The organism is Pseudoalteromonas holothuriae (genome assembly GCF_945859825.1).
Taxonomy (GTDB): domain Bacteria; phylum Pseudomonadota; class Gammaproteobacteria; order Enterobacterales; family Alteromonadaceae; genus Pseudoalteromonas; species Pseudoalteromonas holothuriae.
Genome location: NZ_CAMAPC010000004.1, coordinates 170,140 through 182,754 on the forward strand (window position 1 = coordinate 170,140; position 12,615 = coordinate 182,754).

The 12,615-nt window shown below is 40.1% G+C and carries 9 protein-coding genes; 1 reads left to right on the top strand and 8 read right to left on the bottom strand.

Annotation, left to right across the window (positions count from 1 at the left end; translation table 11 throughout):
- Positions 1 to 8: 8 nt before the first annotated feature.
- The 5 genes from OCI93_RS07140 to OCI93_RS07160 all read right to left on the bottom strand — a co-directional run bounded on the left by OCI93_RS07140 (position 9) and on the right by OCI93_RS07160 (position 8,108).
- Positions 9 to 3,089, bottom strand: a complete 3,081-nt coding sequence (locus tag OCI93_RS07140; protein ID WP_261593208.1) for an efflux RND transporter permease subunit — start codon at positions 3,087 to 3,089, stop codon at positions 9 to 11.
- Positions 3,086 to 4,153, bottom strand: coding sequence for an efflux RND transporter periplasmic adaptor subunit (locus tag OCI93_RS07145; protein ID WP_261626120.1), 1,068 nt, complete (start codon positions 4,151 to 4,153; stop codon positions 3,086 to 3,088). The genes OCI93_RS07140 and OCI93_RS07145 overlap by 4 nt, the downstream gene beginning before the upstream one ends.
- 351 nt (positions 4,154 to 4,504) lie before the next feature.
- Positions 4,505 to 6,412: a flavin monoamine oxidase family protein gene (locus OCI93_RS07150; protein WP_261593210.1), complete on the bottom strand. Its 1,908-nt coding sequence runs from the start codon at positions 6,410 to 6,412 to the stop codon at positions 4,505 to 4,507.
- A 185-nt stretch (positions 6,413 to 6,597) separates the two neighbouring features.
- Positions 6,598 to 7,638, bottom strand: coding sequence for a S66 family peptidase (locus OCI93_RS07155; protein ID WP_261626121.1), 1,041 nt, complete (start codon positions 7,636 to 7,638; stop codon positions 6,598 to 6,600).
- Positions 7,639 to 7,667: 29 nt separating this feature from the next.
- Positions 7,668 to 8,108, bottom strand: a complete 441-nt coding sequence (locus OCI93_RS07160) for a nuclear transport factor 2-like protein (protein ID WP_261593212.1) — start codon at positions 8,106 to 8,108, stop codon at positions 7,668 to 7,670.
- A 308-nt stretch (positions 8,109 to 8,416) separates the two neighbouring features.
- Between OCI93_RS07160 and OCI93_RS07165 the strand changes: the two genes are divergently transcribed.
- Positions 8,417 to 8,950 carry a methylated-DNA--[protein]-cysteine S-methyltransferase gene (locus OCI93_RS07165; RefSeq protein ID WP_261626122.1) on the top strand — a complete coding sequence of 178 codons (534 nt, stop codon included), beginning with the start codon at positions 8,417 to 8,419 and terminating at the stop codon, positions 8,948 to 8,950.
- Between the two features lie 25 nt (positions 8,951 to 8,975).
- On the opposite strand, the gene OCI93_RS07170 is transcribed toward OCI93_RS07165, so the two are convergent.
- The 3 genes from OCI93_RS07170 to rsgA all read right to left on the bottom strand — a co-directional run bounded on the left by OCI93_RS07170 (position 8,976) and on the right by rsgA (position 12,577).
- Positions 8,976 to 10,037 (bottom strand): serine hydrolase domain-containing protein, encoded by a 1,062-nt coding sequence (locus tag OCI93_RS07170; RefSeq protein WP_261593214.1) that lies wholly within the window; start codon positions 10,035 to 10,037, stop codon positions 8,976 to 8,978.
- 121 nt (positions 10,038 to 10,158) lie between these two features.
- Positions 10,159 to 11,364 (bottom strand): lanthionine synthetase C family protein, encoded by a 1,206-nt coding sequence (locus tag OCI93_RS07175; RefSeq protein ID WP_261593215.1) that lies wholly within the window; start codon positions 11,362 to 11,364, stop codon positions 10,159 to 10,161.
- 649 nt (positions 11,365 to 12,013) lie between these two features.
- Complete coding sequence (rsgA, locus tag OCI93_RS07180; RefSeq protein WP_261626123.1) at positions 12,014 to 12,577, bottom strand: ribosome small subunit-dependent GTPase A; 564 nt, start codon at positions 12,575 to 12,577, stop codon at positions 12,014 to 12,016.
- Positions 12,578 to 12,615 lie beyond the last annotated feature (38 nt).

The following is a 12,615-nucleotide window of genomic DNA, read 5'->3' on the forward strand; positions in this document are numbered from 1 at the left end:
ATGATTACTTATACCACCTTTTCACTTTCATTATGAGCGCTTATTTTAAACAATAATGCATAAAGCACAGGCACGACCCCAAGTGTGAGTAGCGTTGAGAACAACAACCCACCCATGATACTCAGTGCCATGGGTTCCCACATTTCCCCCCCACCCAAATAGAGCGGTAATAAGCCCAACACGGTTGTGGCCGTGGTTAATAATATCGGCCGCATTCTGGCTTGAGCCGCCATTATAATGGCATTAATGGGCGCTTGTGGTGACGCGTCCAATTCAATTTTGATCCGTTCCAGCAAAACAATCGCATTATTGATAACAATACCAGCCAATGAAATCACACCTAATAATGTCATAAAGCCAAAAAATGATTGCCCGACTAATAGCCCGACAACAACGCCAATAAATCCCAAAGGTATCGTTACCAGCACCAATAATGACTTACGTATTGAATTAAACTGTGCCACCAGCAGCAATACAATAATCAGAACCGCAATTGGCAGTTTTTCTGCGATTGATTCATTCGCTTTACCAGAGGATTCCGCTTCACCGCCTAACTCATAACTATATCCAAAGGGCCAATCTTTTTGTTGCTGTTCAAGCCACGGGGTGAGTGAAGCAAACCCCTCGCTCGCAGTGATACCGTCAATTTGCGCTCCAATAACCACTGATTTAACACGATCGCGGCGAAATATTTGCGCGCTTTCCCATACCACCTCTACGTCTGCAACTTGTTGCAATGGCACCGAATTACCAGAGGCTTGTGAATACACCGCCATCGCTTTTAGTTTGGCGATATCTTGCCTATCAGCAGCAACAGAGCGAAGAATTACCGGTATGGTATCTTCTTTTTCACGGTACTGTGTAAGCTCTAGTCCACTTAAACCCGTTTGCAATGAAGTGGCTATATCTTCACTTGAAACACCGGCCCGCCTTGCTCTTGCTTGATTGATGTTGATCTCAAGTTTTTTTATTGGCAAACCCCAATCATCACTAATTGATTTTAACCCCGGTGTTTGCCGCATTTGCTGCTTTATCTGCTCAGCGATTGCCATTAACTTTGCCTTATCCTCACCCAGAAGGCGTATTTCTACAGGGTTATTTATTGCCGCACCATTTTCAATCTTTCGTTGTTTAAGTAATAAATCCGGATGGCGAGTAAGTGCATAACCTTCAATTTTAGCCATCATGTCATCAATTAAGGTATATGACGTTACCGACACTATCATCAAGGCATAGTTCGCACTGCTTGGTTCTGGGTTGTGGCTAAGCAAAAAACGCGGTCCTCCATTGCCTATATAACTCACCCATTGCGTTACCCCCTCAGAACGTTGCTCATTGACTAACAATTGGCTGTGCAGGTATTGTTCAAAATCTTTAACTAAGTGCTCAGTGCTTTCTAAACGCGTTCCCACTGGCAGCTCTAATTCTACCTTAAAGTAAGTTCTATCTGAGGGTGGAAAAAATAACTTTGGCACCAGCTGTAATGCTTGAATTGCTATAAAGAACATCAATATGCACGCCCCCACAGTGAGCCACCGATAACGCAGCAAACACCCTAAAATTGCACGATAGTTTCTATAAATTGGGCCACTAAATGCCTGCTGTTGGGTTGTATTTACTTTTACAAAGTAAACACAAAGCATGGGGATCATCGTTAAAGCCAATATCCAAGAGCACAATAAGGTAATCGTTACCACTTTAAACAGTGATGCGGTATATTCACCTGTCGATGATTCTGCCAAGAAAATGGGTAAAAATGCCGCCCCTGTTGTTAGCGATGATACCAACAGAGGCACTTTCAACTCTTGAGCCGAGTCCACAGCAGCATCAACCGCGCGCCTACCTTGCTCCATTTGCACCATGATATTTTCTGACATCACAATGCCGTTATCCACCAACATACCCAATGCAATGATCAGGGCAGCAAGCGAAATTTGATCAATGCTAATATCAAAAAATGACATCACCAAAATACCAAACACCATACTCATGGGTATTAAACTGGCAACCACGAGCCCTGTGCGTAACCCCAAAGTAAATAGCATTACCACTGTCACAACCAACACCGCTTGAACTAAATTAGAAACAAAATCATTGACCTTTTTTTCAACTTCCTGAGGTAAAAAGGATAATAATTTAAACTCCACACCAATAGGGTAAACACTCTCTAGATGCTGGATAGTCTGCTTAACTTGCTTACCAAGGTCTAAATTATTTCCTCCTGTTCGCATCGAAATACCAATGGTTAAACCCTGATGTGTACCGACTCGAACTTTCGCTTTTGCAGGTTCAATGTGGTCGCGATAAACCTTGGCAATATCGGATAACAGTATAACTTGTTCACTGCCAGGCACATTAATAATAGTATTAGCGATTTCAGACACCGATTCGAAGTTTCCACTGGGCTCTACCACTAAGGTTTCGTCGCCAACATAAAGCGTACCACCAGGGTTTACAATGTTACGTGCAGCCAATTGTTGTTGTAATATGCCTGCCGAAAGCTCTAATGCAGCTAGGCGGCTATTCTCAAATTCAATAAACACCCGTTGTTCTTGAGTGCCGTATATTTCTACTTTTGCCGCATCTGGTAAACGTAAAAAGGTATCACGAACTTGCTCAGCAACCTCTTCCATGTCGCGATGATTATAGCCTTCAGCAGTCAAGCCAATAACAATACCAAATACATCTCCAAATTCGTCATTAACAATAGGCGGTTGCGCTCCTTTGGGCAACTCGGCTTCTATACTCTGCACTTTACGCCGCAAATTATCCCAAATAGGCCGCATATTTTTATAACTTTCTTTAATATTAACGCTCACGATCGACACACCGGTTTTAGATGTACTACTTACAAAATCTAATTCTGGAATTTGTTGAACGACTTTTTCTATTTGATCCGTTACTAGCGCCTCAACCCGCGGTGGACTAGCACCCGGGAAATATGTAACTACCTGAGCAGTACGAATAATAAAGCCGGGGTCATAATCTTTTGGCATTTTATTAAACGCCAGTATGCCAAATAAAAGCATGGCTAAAAAAATAACCCAAGCAGTGCGATTATTCTCAAGGGCTAATCGAGTAATATTCACGCCTCGTCTCCCATAAATTTCACCAGTTGACCATCACTTACTTTACTCATACCTGCCGATACAACATGCTCACCCGCTGAAACCCCATTGATGATTTGAAAACCATATTGGGTCATTTCACCTATCGTCACCGGTGTTTTGATGATTTTTCCTTGATTATCGCCAACGGCTTCAACGGTCCAAACATAGTTACCTTGTTGATCTTTTAAAACGGTTTTAACAGGTAAATAGATAGCTTGCTTATCGACAGCAACTTGGCTTGAAAATACTTTGGCAGTCATCCCCGGTAAAATGTTGTAGCCAGTAGGTGGCGTCATACTTAACGTCACTTCATAGGTATTGGTGATTTCATTGGCTTTCGTACTGACTTCTACAAACGTTAAAGGAAAGCGCTGGTCTTCAATGGCAGAAAACTCAGCATAAACTTGCTTTGGCACATCTTTTGAAACGTTAATCATCACGCTCTCAGGAACATTCACTTTCACATTAACCGTTTTAATATCCTGTAAAGTAGCGATTGCTTGCTTAGCTTGCACCTCTTCAAATTGTTCAATTTGGGTACGTGCAACTACACCACTAAAAGACGCATGTAACGTGGTATACTCCAAATTGTTTTTAGCGGTTGCTAACTTATTTTTTGCACTGGCAAATTGCAGCTTAAGCTGATCATAATCGGCCTTTGAAATAGTACCCGTTTTAAGTAATTTTTCAGCTCGACCAAAATCTGCGTTAGCTTTATCAAACGACGCTTGAGCCTCTTCAAGTGACAATTTATAATCGGTATCGTTTAAAACGGCTATCACATCACCCTTTTTTACTTCTTGTCCTTGTTTTACTAGTAACTTACTCACTTCCCCTGAGACTTTAAATGACAGCTGAGCGGTATTTGCCGCATCCACAACCCCCGGAAACTCTTGAACTGGCCCTGCATGAAATAAGCTCACCGTTATGGTTCGCACCGGCCGTAACTGGGGGGATTGATCCTTGCTTTGTTCATTGGGACTACATGCGCTCAGTAATATACCACTCAATAAAAATAACAATACATGACGAACAATGACCATAATAAGCTCCTGAAAATGCACTCAAAAGTACAGTTTTGTAAAACAAAAGTAGTTTAGTCTGATAATAATAGTCGAGATATGCACAATACCCATTACATGATGTCGCTGCGCAGTAATATCAGTAAATAATTAATCCAGCAACCATGCTAACACTTTGTTATATATTGGTTAAAACTAGGCTCTGTTGAACTATGAAGTATTAATTTTTTCAAATCAAAGTCTTTCAATACGCAAAATGAGCAACATAGCAGGTTATGTGAATTGCGAATAACATAAGTTGCACAGCTAGCTTGCATCTACTACGAAAACAATTATGCCAAAAGGCGATAGCTGGCTACCGCCTTAATGCTGTTATATACCTTCAACCATTAAACGTGTATCAGGTAAGGAAGACAAATAGGGTACCGCCAAGTCAGGACGCTCGACTCGACTAATTGCATTAAGGGCTGCGGCAATCGCACCTTCTTGCCAACCTGGTAGTGAAGATAGTTGGTCGCCAACCACAAAAAAGTTAGGCACTGTTTGCGTGCTCTGCGAGGTGTGAATAGGACTTCCTTGCGACAAAACATTAAAGTGTGCCACAGCATTACCAGCATGTTGATCAACTGCATGCCATTGCGCCCAGCCCCCTTTTATATAAGGCATATTTTGCCATGCAATCGCAATTCCAAGCTCTAATCCTTCACCAAATTTGCTACCAAACAATTTAGCGCCATCTCGCGCTTTATTTAATCGCTCATCAATGGGTAATTTACCCCACTCGTATGCAACTTTGGAGAAGTTATAAGCGCCTGTTAACACCCCTTTTTGATCATGATAAGCACAAGATGGGTACCAAATTTGTACGATATCGTCATCAGTCCACGATATACCACCAAAAATAGGCACAACGCCAACTTCAGAATCAGGCACAGTCAGTACTTTCTCTTGGCACTGCGCGGTATTACGTACTTCTACTTGACTACCTTGCCATAAATAACGGTCTGCTTGCCAACCCACTTTAGTGGTACAAGCAAGGAATTTATCGGTATGTATGCCTTTATCATCAAAAAATTGGGAATTATAAACCGCCTGTAATGCCTGCTTAAATGGCTTATCTAAACCTATATTAGAGTTCACATCCTGTAAGGACTCATCAAGAATTTCTTTTAAGAACGGTATAGCCATATTTACAAAGCAATAGTCTGCATAATAAACATCCAGCTCGGTCGTACCTATTTTACTTACAGAGATTTTAAATTGCTGTTTGCCATCATTCCATTCAATACGCTTAACGGGACTATTTAAATGTATGGTGCCCCCAAGAGATGCTACTTGACGTGCAAAAGCATGCTGGACCTGATCCATACCACCTACAGGCTGAAACAGCGTTGCTTGCCACAAAAAGTCAACTGGTTGATAAAATCGGGTTTTATCCCAAAATTGCGAATCAAGTAAGCTATTAAAACTTAGCGGCTCAGCGGTTACACCAGCTTGCACGCCAGGTAACTCGGTATAGCCTGCCCGAGACTTGCTGTTTTCCAAACCCGATTGCCCAGCGGTTGCCACATACCTTCCATCTTCACTAAGCTCACCAAAGCTTATCATTAACTCTTTTAGCTGCTGTGCTCGTGTTGTAACATCACCTTCTGCTACTTGACATTGTGTGCTGCGAACTAACTGCTCTGCATTGTCATAGACAAGTTGCGATAGCCAACCACGGGTATTGTGATCTAAACGGCGATACACCAAAGGCAAGCCATTAAAACTGTCTTTCATTTGTACCAGATTTGACTCGCTATTCATCACATACACTTCGACATCAACCCCAAACTGTTTGAGGTACGATAACAAGCGCTTGTGACTTGATGGAATACGTCCGGGTCCAGCATTAAGATATGGCTGGCTATCACCTAAAGGTTGTTGAAAGCGTACCACTTGGGTTTGCCCTGCTTTAGAATTAAATAGCTGACTGTCTTGATCTTCAGTGAGCGTATCTCCTGTACGCAAACTTAAACAGCGTCCGCCAGTACGGTTTTGCGCCTCCAATATGGTTACTTCCATACCTGTTTTTTGCTCAAGCAGCTCATAAGCCGCGGTAAGGCCAGATACCCCTGCACCAATAATAACTGCTTTTTTACCAGCAAATTTTCCTGCAGTAAGCTTAACGGGTCCCGGTGTAACTTTTAACTGTTGATTCGTTGCATTATCTAATGCAGCATGGGCTTGTGCTTTGGGATGCTGCTGTAAAAACTTCGCGCGTGATTGATGGTTATCCATGATTGTCTTCCTCCTAGGAATAAGCTGAATAGTCCGTCTCTAATCGCCTGTGTTGCGATTGCTCCTAAAAATAGTCGAAGATAATTAAAATGCTAATTACGTAGACTTACACTCAAAACTGGAGGAGTTGAAAAGGGTTTAGCCACAAGCACGCTCGTAACCATTAAACTCAAGATATGGCTTAATTATTTTAATGTTTGTGTGATATGACCCATGCCATTATGTGCTGATATATGTGCATAAGCCCCATTAAATAAAGTGAGATTAGGCGGCAGGTGACCTATATCCACATCATAAATCACTGGAATATCAAGTTTGCTTATCACATCTAACAACACCTGCTCTGAGGTTATTTCTTTCTCACCATGACCAATTACCGCATTGCGACCAATTAACAAGCCATTGATTTGCTCAAAAACCCCTTTGAATTTTAAACTCAACAACGCACGTTTAAATGCAGTGGGTGAAAGCTCTGCGTTCTCAAAATATAAAATAATGCCCTCTGGTGTAAAACGCTGTTTCAAAGTCGTTAAATCAAAGTAAGGCGTGCCTAACAAATATTGTAAAGTATCAAAACAGCCACCAATCAAACGGCCACTCATTTTAACTTCATCCTGTTCAGGTAGAGTTCTCCAACAGGTTTGTTCAGTCACATTCATTACCGTGTCAGGGTTCTCTGCAAAAGACTCACCGTTGGTTTGATAATATTTAGAAGGTACTTGAGTAAAACTATAACTGCGCTCTGCTCTAACTAAGTGCTGTAACGTTTGAGCTGTCAGAGGCTCTGATTCATCTGGATGTAGCTGCATCAAATTACTACAGTGGGCACTTGACCAACCAAGCTTACTCATTAACACCATACCAAGGGTGCTGATATCAGAAAAACCAAATAGCCACTTTGGTTTTGCCAACTTTAACCGTTCAAAATCTAGTAGTGGCAATACTTCCATTGCCAATTCGCCCCCCCAAGGCGGCGCAATAGCCCCAATACGGTCATCACATAAAAATGTCATAAGCTCATGGGCACGCTGCTCTGCAGATGCGCTAACATGTTCTATGTTATGCTTTAAGTACTGCCCCTCTAACACTTCAAAACCTTGTGCTTGTAAATGCGTTAATACGATATTTAAGCGTGGATGACACGCCTTTGGTACACCTGAAGAAAACGCAGTAACCGCAATTTTACTGCCCAGTTTTAAAGCTTTTGGATAAACAACCTGACTCATGCAACTTCTCTAATTTTCTATCGATTTAGCTACTTCCAATATTCAATAATTTTTGCCACTTTGTTATGTTTAAACTCAAACACTGTCAAATGCTTTTCTATCTGCCCCTCATATACTTGCTCTCGTTCAACAGATACCGCATCGTGACCCACTATCATATTGGTTATTTTGTACCTAGGAGAGGTGTTTTGGTACCTCCCAGCTTTAAGGAATTTAACATAATTATTATATAGATGTTCCTTGGTATAAGTGCCGCCATATACTTCATGGATGTACTCAAAGTTATCAGTGAAATGCGCAAATAGGGCGTCAACATCAGCCACTTTTGAATCTTTCATTAAAATAACATTTTGTAATTCGTTAATCACTTGAACCTGTTGCTCAAGCTGTTTAGCATTGAGAGATTCAACTTCGTTTGCCTGCACCACAACTGTAAACAGTATTAAAAAGCCAAAATATAACCATTTCATAAATCATTCCTTCATATTATTGTTAAAGGTACACTAACCAAACTATTAAGCTATCGCAATATATCAGCACCAATAAAGCTGCTTATTTTACGTACGACACAAAAATCACGTTCAGTTCTGTTTTTGGCTAGTACAAAAACTCAGGTCATTTATAATCCAGTTAATACGCAATATTGAGCAACGTATGATAAAACCAGCTACATTTCCAACAGCAATGGCTATTTGCAACATGTAAAGTCAAGTTTTAGCACAGAACATATAGTTTCTTTACGCTGCACTCTAACTTTTCAATTATTGAGTTAATTTTAATGTATACAGATTATATAGAATCCCCTTTAGGGCTTGTAGAATTTAAGGCATCAGATAAAGGTATTACGCAACTTATTTTTTGTGGCACACAATCGATAAAAACAGCAAACAACCCCATAACGGATCTGTGTAAGCAGCAACTCATAGAGTATTTCTCAGGTAAGCGAAAGCAATTTGATGTACCTCTTGACCCCAAAGGGACTGACTTTCAAAAATTAGTGTGGAAACACCTATCACACATTCCTTTTGGTAAAACGCTTTCTTATCTTGATATAGCTAAATTGGTAAATAGACCCAAAGGCTCACAAGCAGTAGGTGGCGCCAATGGTAGAAACCCGATTAGCATTATCGTTCCATGTCACCGAGTGGTTGGTAGTAATGGCGCTTTAACCGGATATGCAGGGGGAATTGAAAGAAAGCTCTGGTTGCTAGCCCATGAGGGAATTGCAATAAAGCACTCAAAAGAAGTTGATGCGCTTGATTTAAATAATGTCATTAATACCAGACAGGCTAAAACACAGTTTTTAAAATAAGAACGCGTTCATAAGAAAGCGATTACTACCACTGAGAGTTATGCCTTAATATTTCTGTAATCGATTTTGCTATTTCCCACCGTGGGGCATTACTTGAATTAGTAAGCAGTATTAATGCATTTTTGCTAGCTGGGTAAGTCAGAACTAGCGATTTATATCCCCTAATGCTTCCTGGATGTCGAGCGATATTACCATTCTCACTTTTATATACTTGCCATCCCAACGCCATATATATTTCACCCCAAGTAGTTTTCACTTGTGGTTCTAACATTTTTTGATATGTTTGCTCTTTTAAAATAGATGTGTCATGGGTAAGTGTTAACTTTAGCCACTGACTTAAATCACGCACATTTGAAATTAACCCTTCACTTGGGTTGAATGATATATCGTAAGGTCGTTGATCAACTTTACTGATTAACTTCCCTTTGTATGTCGGCCTCGTTTGAGAAAAATATGAGTTGATACCATCGAAATAGTTACTTCTTTCCATGGATGCAGGCTTCAAAATATTGTCGTATATGAACTTTTCATATTTCTGTCCCGAAACTTCACTTATAACGGCGCCCAAAATATTAAAATTAGTATCACTATATTCAAATTTCTTATCTTCGATATTCTTTGATGCAGAGTTATTCACAAGACTAAGGTAAGAATATACAGATCTTTTTTCTTCAAAGCTTACTGGCCTGATTACGTCATTCAACCCAGAAGTATGTGTAAGTAATTGCTTAATCGTGATATTACTATTTCTGAACGGTCGCAAATATTGTTCTATTTTGTCATTAAGATCTAATTTATCATTTTGAACAAGTTGCATTATTGCTTGAGCGGTAAATAGCTTAGAAATTGAAGCTATCCGAAATAACGACTCACTAGTTGTTGGCTTAGTCTTCATTTCATCCAGAAAGCCAAAACCTTTAATATAAGTTACCTCACCTGAGCTAATTACAGCAACAGCCATAGATGGGATACTATTTTGTGTTCGAATTTTTTCTAAGGTAGCAGTTAACTCTCCTTGAGTATTCGCTTTACCTGCAATTACATTAGAAGAAATAGTTAAGAGCATTATTATAATTAACTTATACACCAGACTGCCTTGTGAAATTTAACACCGTATTAGTAGAGCTGGGTATTGTGGCTAGAATAAGCGGCGAAGGAACAAAACCAACTGTGCCTTTTCCTTATCTAACCTTGTTAGCACTAAACATTTAAAATAAGTCCAAGCCCGGTATAGCCGCTTTTTCAGGTTGCATGCAATGGTACAAATATATTGCAAGTCCAGCGTCTCCAGTCCATAAAGTATATCGGCCTTGACCGTAATGCAAGCGTGCTTTCTGGCACTGCTCAATAGAGTGCATTGCAAATTTTCTTGCTCTGTCAAGCCATACCAACTTCCCCGTTTTTTGGTATAAATACAAAAAAGCGTAGCCATTACCAGACGTTCCATGGCAGATATTAGAACCTTTTAGGAGAGGCCCTGCTTGCCAAACTAGCTCCCCCGTTTCGTCTAACAACTTATCAAGTAATTTAGATTCAGGTGAATCAATCACCGGTGTTCTTGACATTGCTGTAACAACACCTGCTGCTCCGTGACACCATTGAACAAGTAATTTATCAATATCTGGTTTAGTACAAAGCGTCCAATTTGCTAGGTTCTCTTTTTGTTTTACTGAAATATTTAATGTGGCAACCGTACGCTTAATTATTATTCTGCTGTAACCATCGGGCAACAAATCAGCGCCTTGTAAAAGAATATTGGCATTGCCAGTTACACCATGGCATGCACCATAATAATGACGTTTAGGACCAAATACTTGGCTTTGCCAAAGCCATTCTCCCGTCTCGGTATTTTGTATCCAGTTATCCATTAATGACTTCGCGCCTTTAACAAACAAATCTTTCCAATGACTTTTCCCCGATTTCCGATAAAGAGCTAGGGCTGCATGCATCATTCCACTTTGTCCAGAAGTTATTTCATACAGAGGAAGAGCTATAGTATCTTCCATACATCGCATAACTAGTCTGGATAAATTTACATTATCAGGTTGCACTAAAATTGCTGGCATTAGTATGCCGAGTTCACCTATTTGTAAACCTGGCTCTACTGAAACATCAGGTGTTTTCAAAAAAGACTGGTAAACACCTTCGATTGATCCTGATAAGTCATTTACTTTATATCCATATTCGCTAAGGATTTGTAAAGCATGAATTGTGCCTGCAGCTCCTGCGTATGCTGACCATTTAGGCCCAACTTTAGGGTAGCTTTGTGCATCAAGTGGATGCGTGGGCCAACTAGTATCAGGTAAGAGTGAGCGTTGAATATCATCGATTATTGACAATATCTCTGCTTGCACAATGCTTTTATCCCATGAGGTTTTGGTGAGGGTTTCGTGACGCTTTTTATCAAATAACATTATGTATGAAACTTTTTATCATATTTTGATTAACCCAGTCTGTCGTGCTAAGAGCTTATTCGTCACCAAAATGGTGTGTTTAAGCACACCCAAACGACGTATATTACTTACTTCCCATAATGCCAATATATAAAAAGCTGTAAACACCTAGTTGCAAACCTTAAAATGAGATATGAGAAGATACACCATAACGTCCAAGTTCAGCAATATTGGGCGAGGTGTTGAGAAAAGTAAGCGCTCAGAGCACCTCTGATCCGCATAGAACAACAAGTCTACAACCTTTAGCGTGAAGCATTAAAAGAAAGTAATGGAAAACACTTTTGCTAATCTAGAGAAACATATGAGCGCTTAATTGTTCCCTCCCCTCTTTTATCCCCATAAAATAATGAAGCTTTATGGAATTTAAAAAACATAATATCAATATATTAGGGTTTTTCTAAAAAACGATTTAGGCTGATTTTTACTACATTACACCAATGTGGCTGACTTAAACCACCACACTGGATACTGGTATCAGCTATCACTTCTAACAACCCAAAATCATCACACTTCGTTAAAAAATCTGCAGTGTGATGAAACAGTTCGGCTTTACATTAAATGAACGTCAGTATGTGGAAAATCAGCTACCTTTCTTTCTGCTGAGCCGTAATTACCATTTCTCTTTATTGTCACTGTGGATCTTTTTGAAATAGGCACGATAGTGCTCTTTTACCGCATGGGCACCGACAGTTCGACGCTGTTGAGATTCTTCTTCTTTTAATAATTTAAGATAATTGTCAAAATGAGCTTCGCTTATCAAATCATCAGCGATGGCCGCTTGAACTGCACACCCAGGTTCGTTGCTATGCGTACAATCACTATATTTACATTGCGCAATTAGCTCAACAATTGAACTAAATGTACGTTCAATGCCTTGCTCCGCATTATACAGTTGCAGTTCACGCATTCCAGGAGTATCTATTACTGCTACATCCCCATCAGTGAAAAACAGTTGTCGATGCGTTGTAGTATGCTTACCATGATCGTCACTTTCCCTAACTTCTTTAGTGGCTTGATGCATATGAAATAAGGCATTAATCAAAGTAGACTTACCAACACCTGATGAACCAACTAACGCGATACTTGAACCTTCATAAAGATACTCTTGCAGCACATCTAAGCTATCTAGCTGATTTACACTCAACGCGTGCACATTTGGCACCAAAATTAACATAAAGCTATACTTAACCCAATAAAAGTGCATACTTTCCT

Bases quoted from the DNA above. Each gene is read 5' to 3' on its own strand.
- rsgA (WP_261626123.1), bottom strand. From the start codon at position 12,577: ATGTTAATTTTGGTGCCAAATGTGCACGCGTTGAGTGTAAATCAGCTA.
- OCI93_RS07145 (WP_261626120.1), bottom strand. From the start codon at position 4,153: ATGGTCATTGTTCGTCATGTATTGTTATTTTTATTGAGTGGTATATTA.
- OCI93_RS07155 (WP_261626121.1), bottom strand. From the start codon at position 7,638: ATGAGTCAGGTTGTTTATCCAAAAGCTTTAAAACTGGGCAGTAAAATT.
- OCI93_RS07175 (WP_261593215.1), bottom strand. From the start codon at position 11,364: ATGTTATTTGATAAAAAGCGTCACGAAACCCTCACCAAAACCTCATGG.
- OCI93_RS07150 (WP_261593210.1), bottom strand. From the start codon at position 6,412: ATGGATAACCATCAATCACGCGCGAAGTTTTTACAGCAGCATCCCAAA.
- OCI93_RS07165 (WP_261626122.1), top strand. From the start codon at position 8,417: ATGTATACAGATTATATAGAATCCCCTTTAGGGCTTGTAGAATTTAAG.
- OCI93_RS07160 (WP_261593212.1), bottom strand. From the start codon at position 8,108: ATGAAATGGTTATATTTTGGCTTTTTAATACTGTTTACAGTTGTGGTG.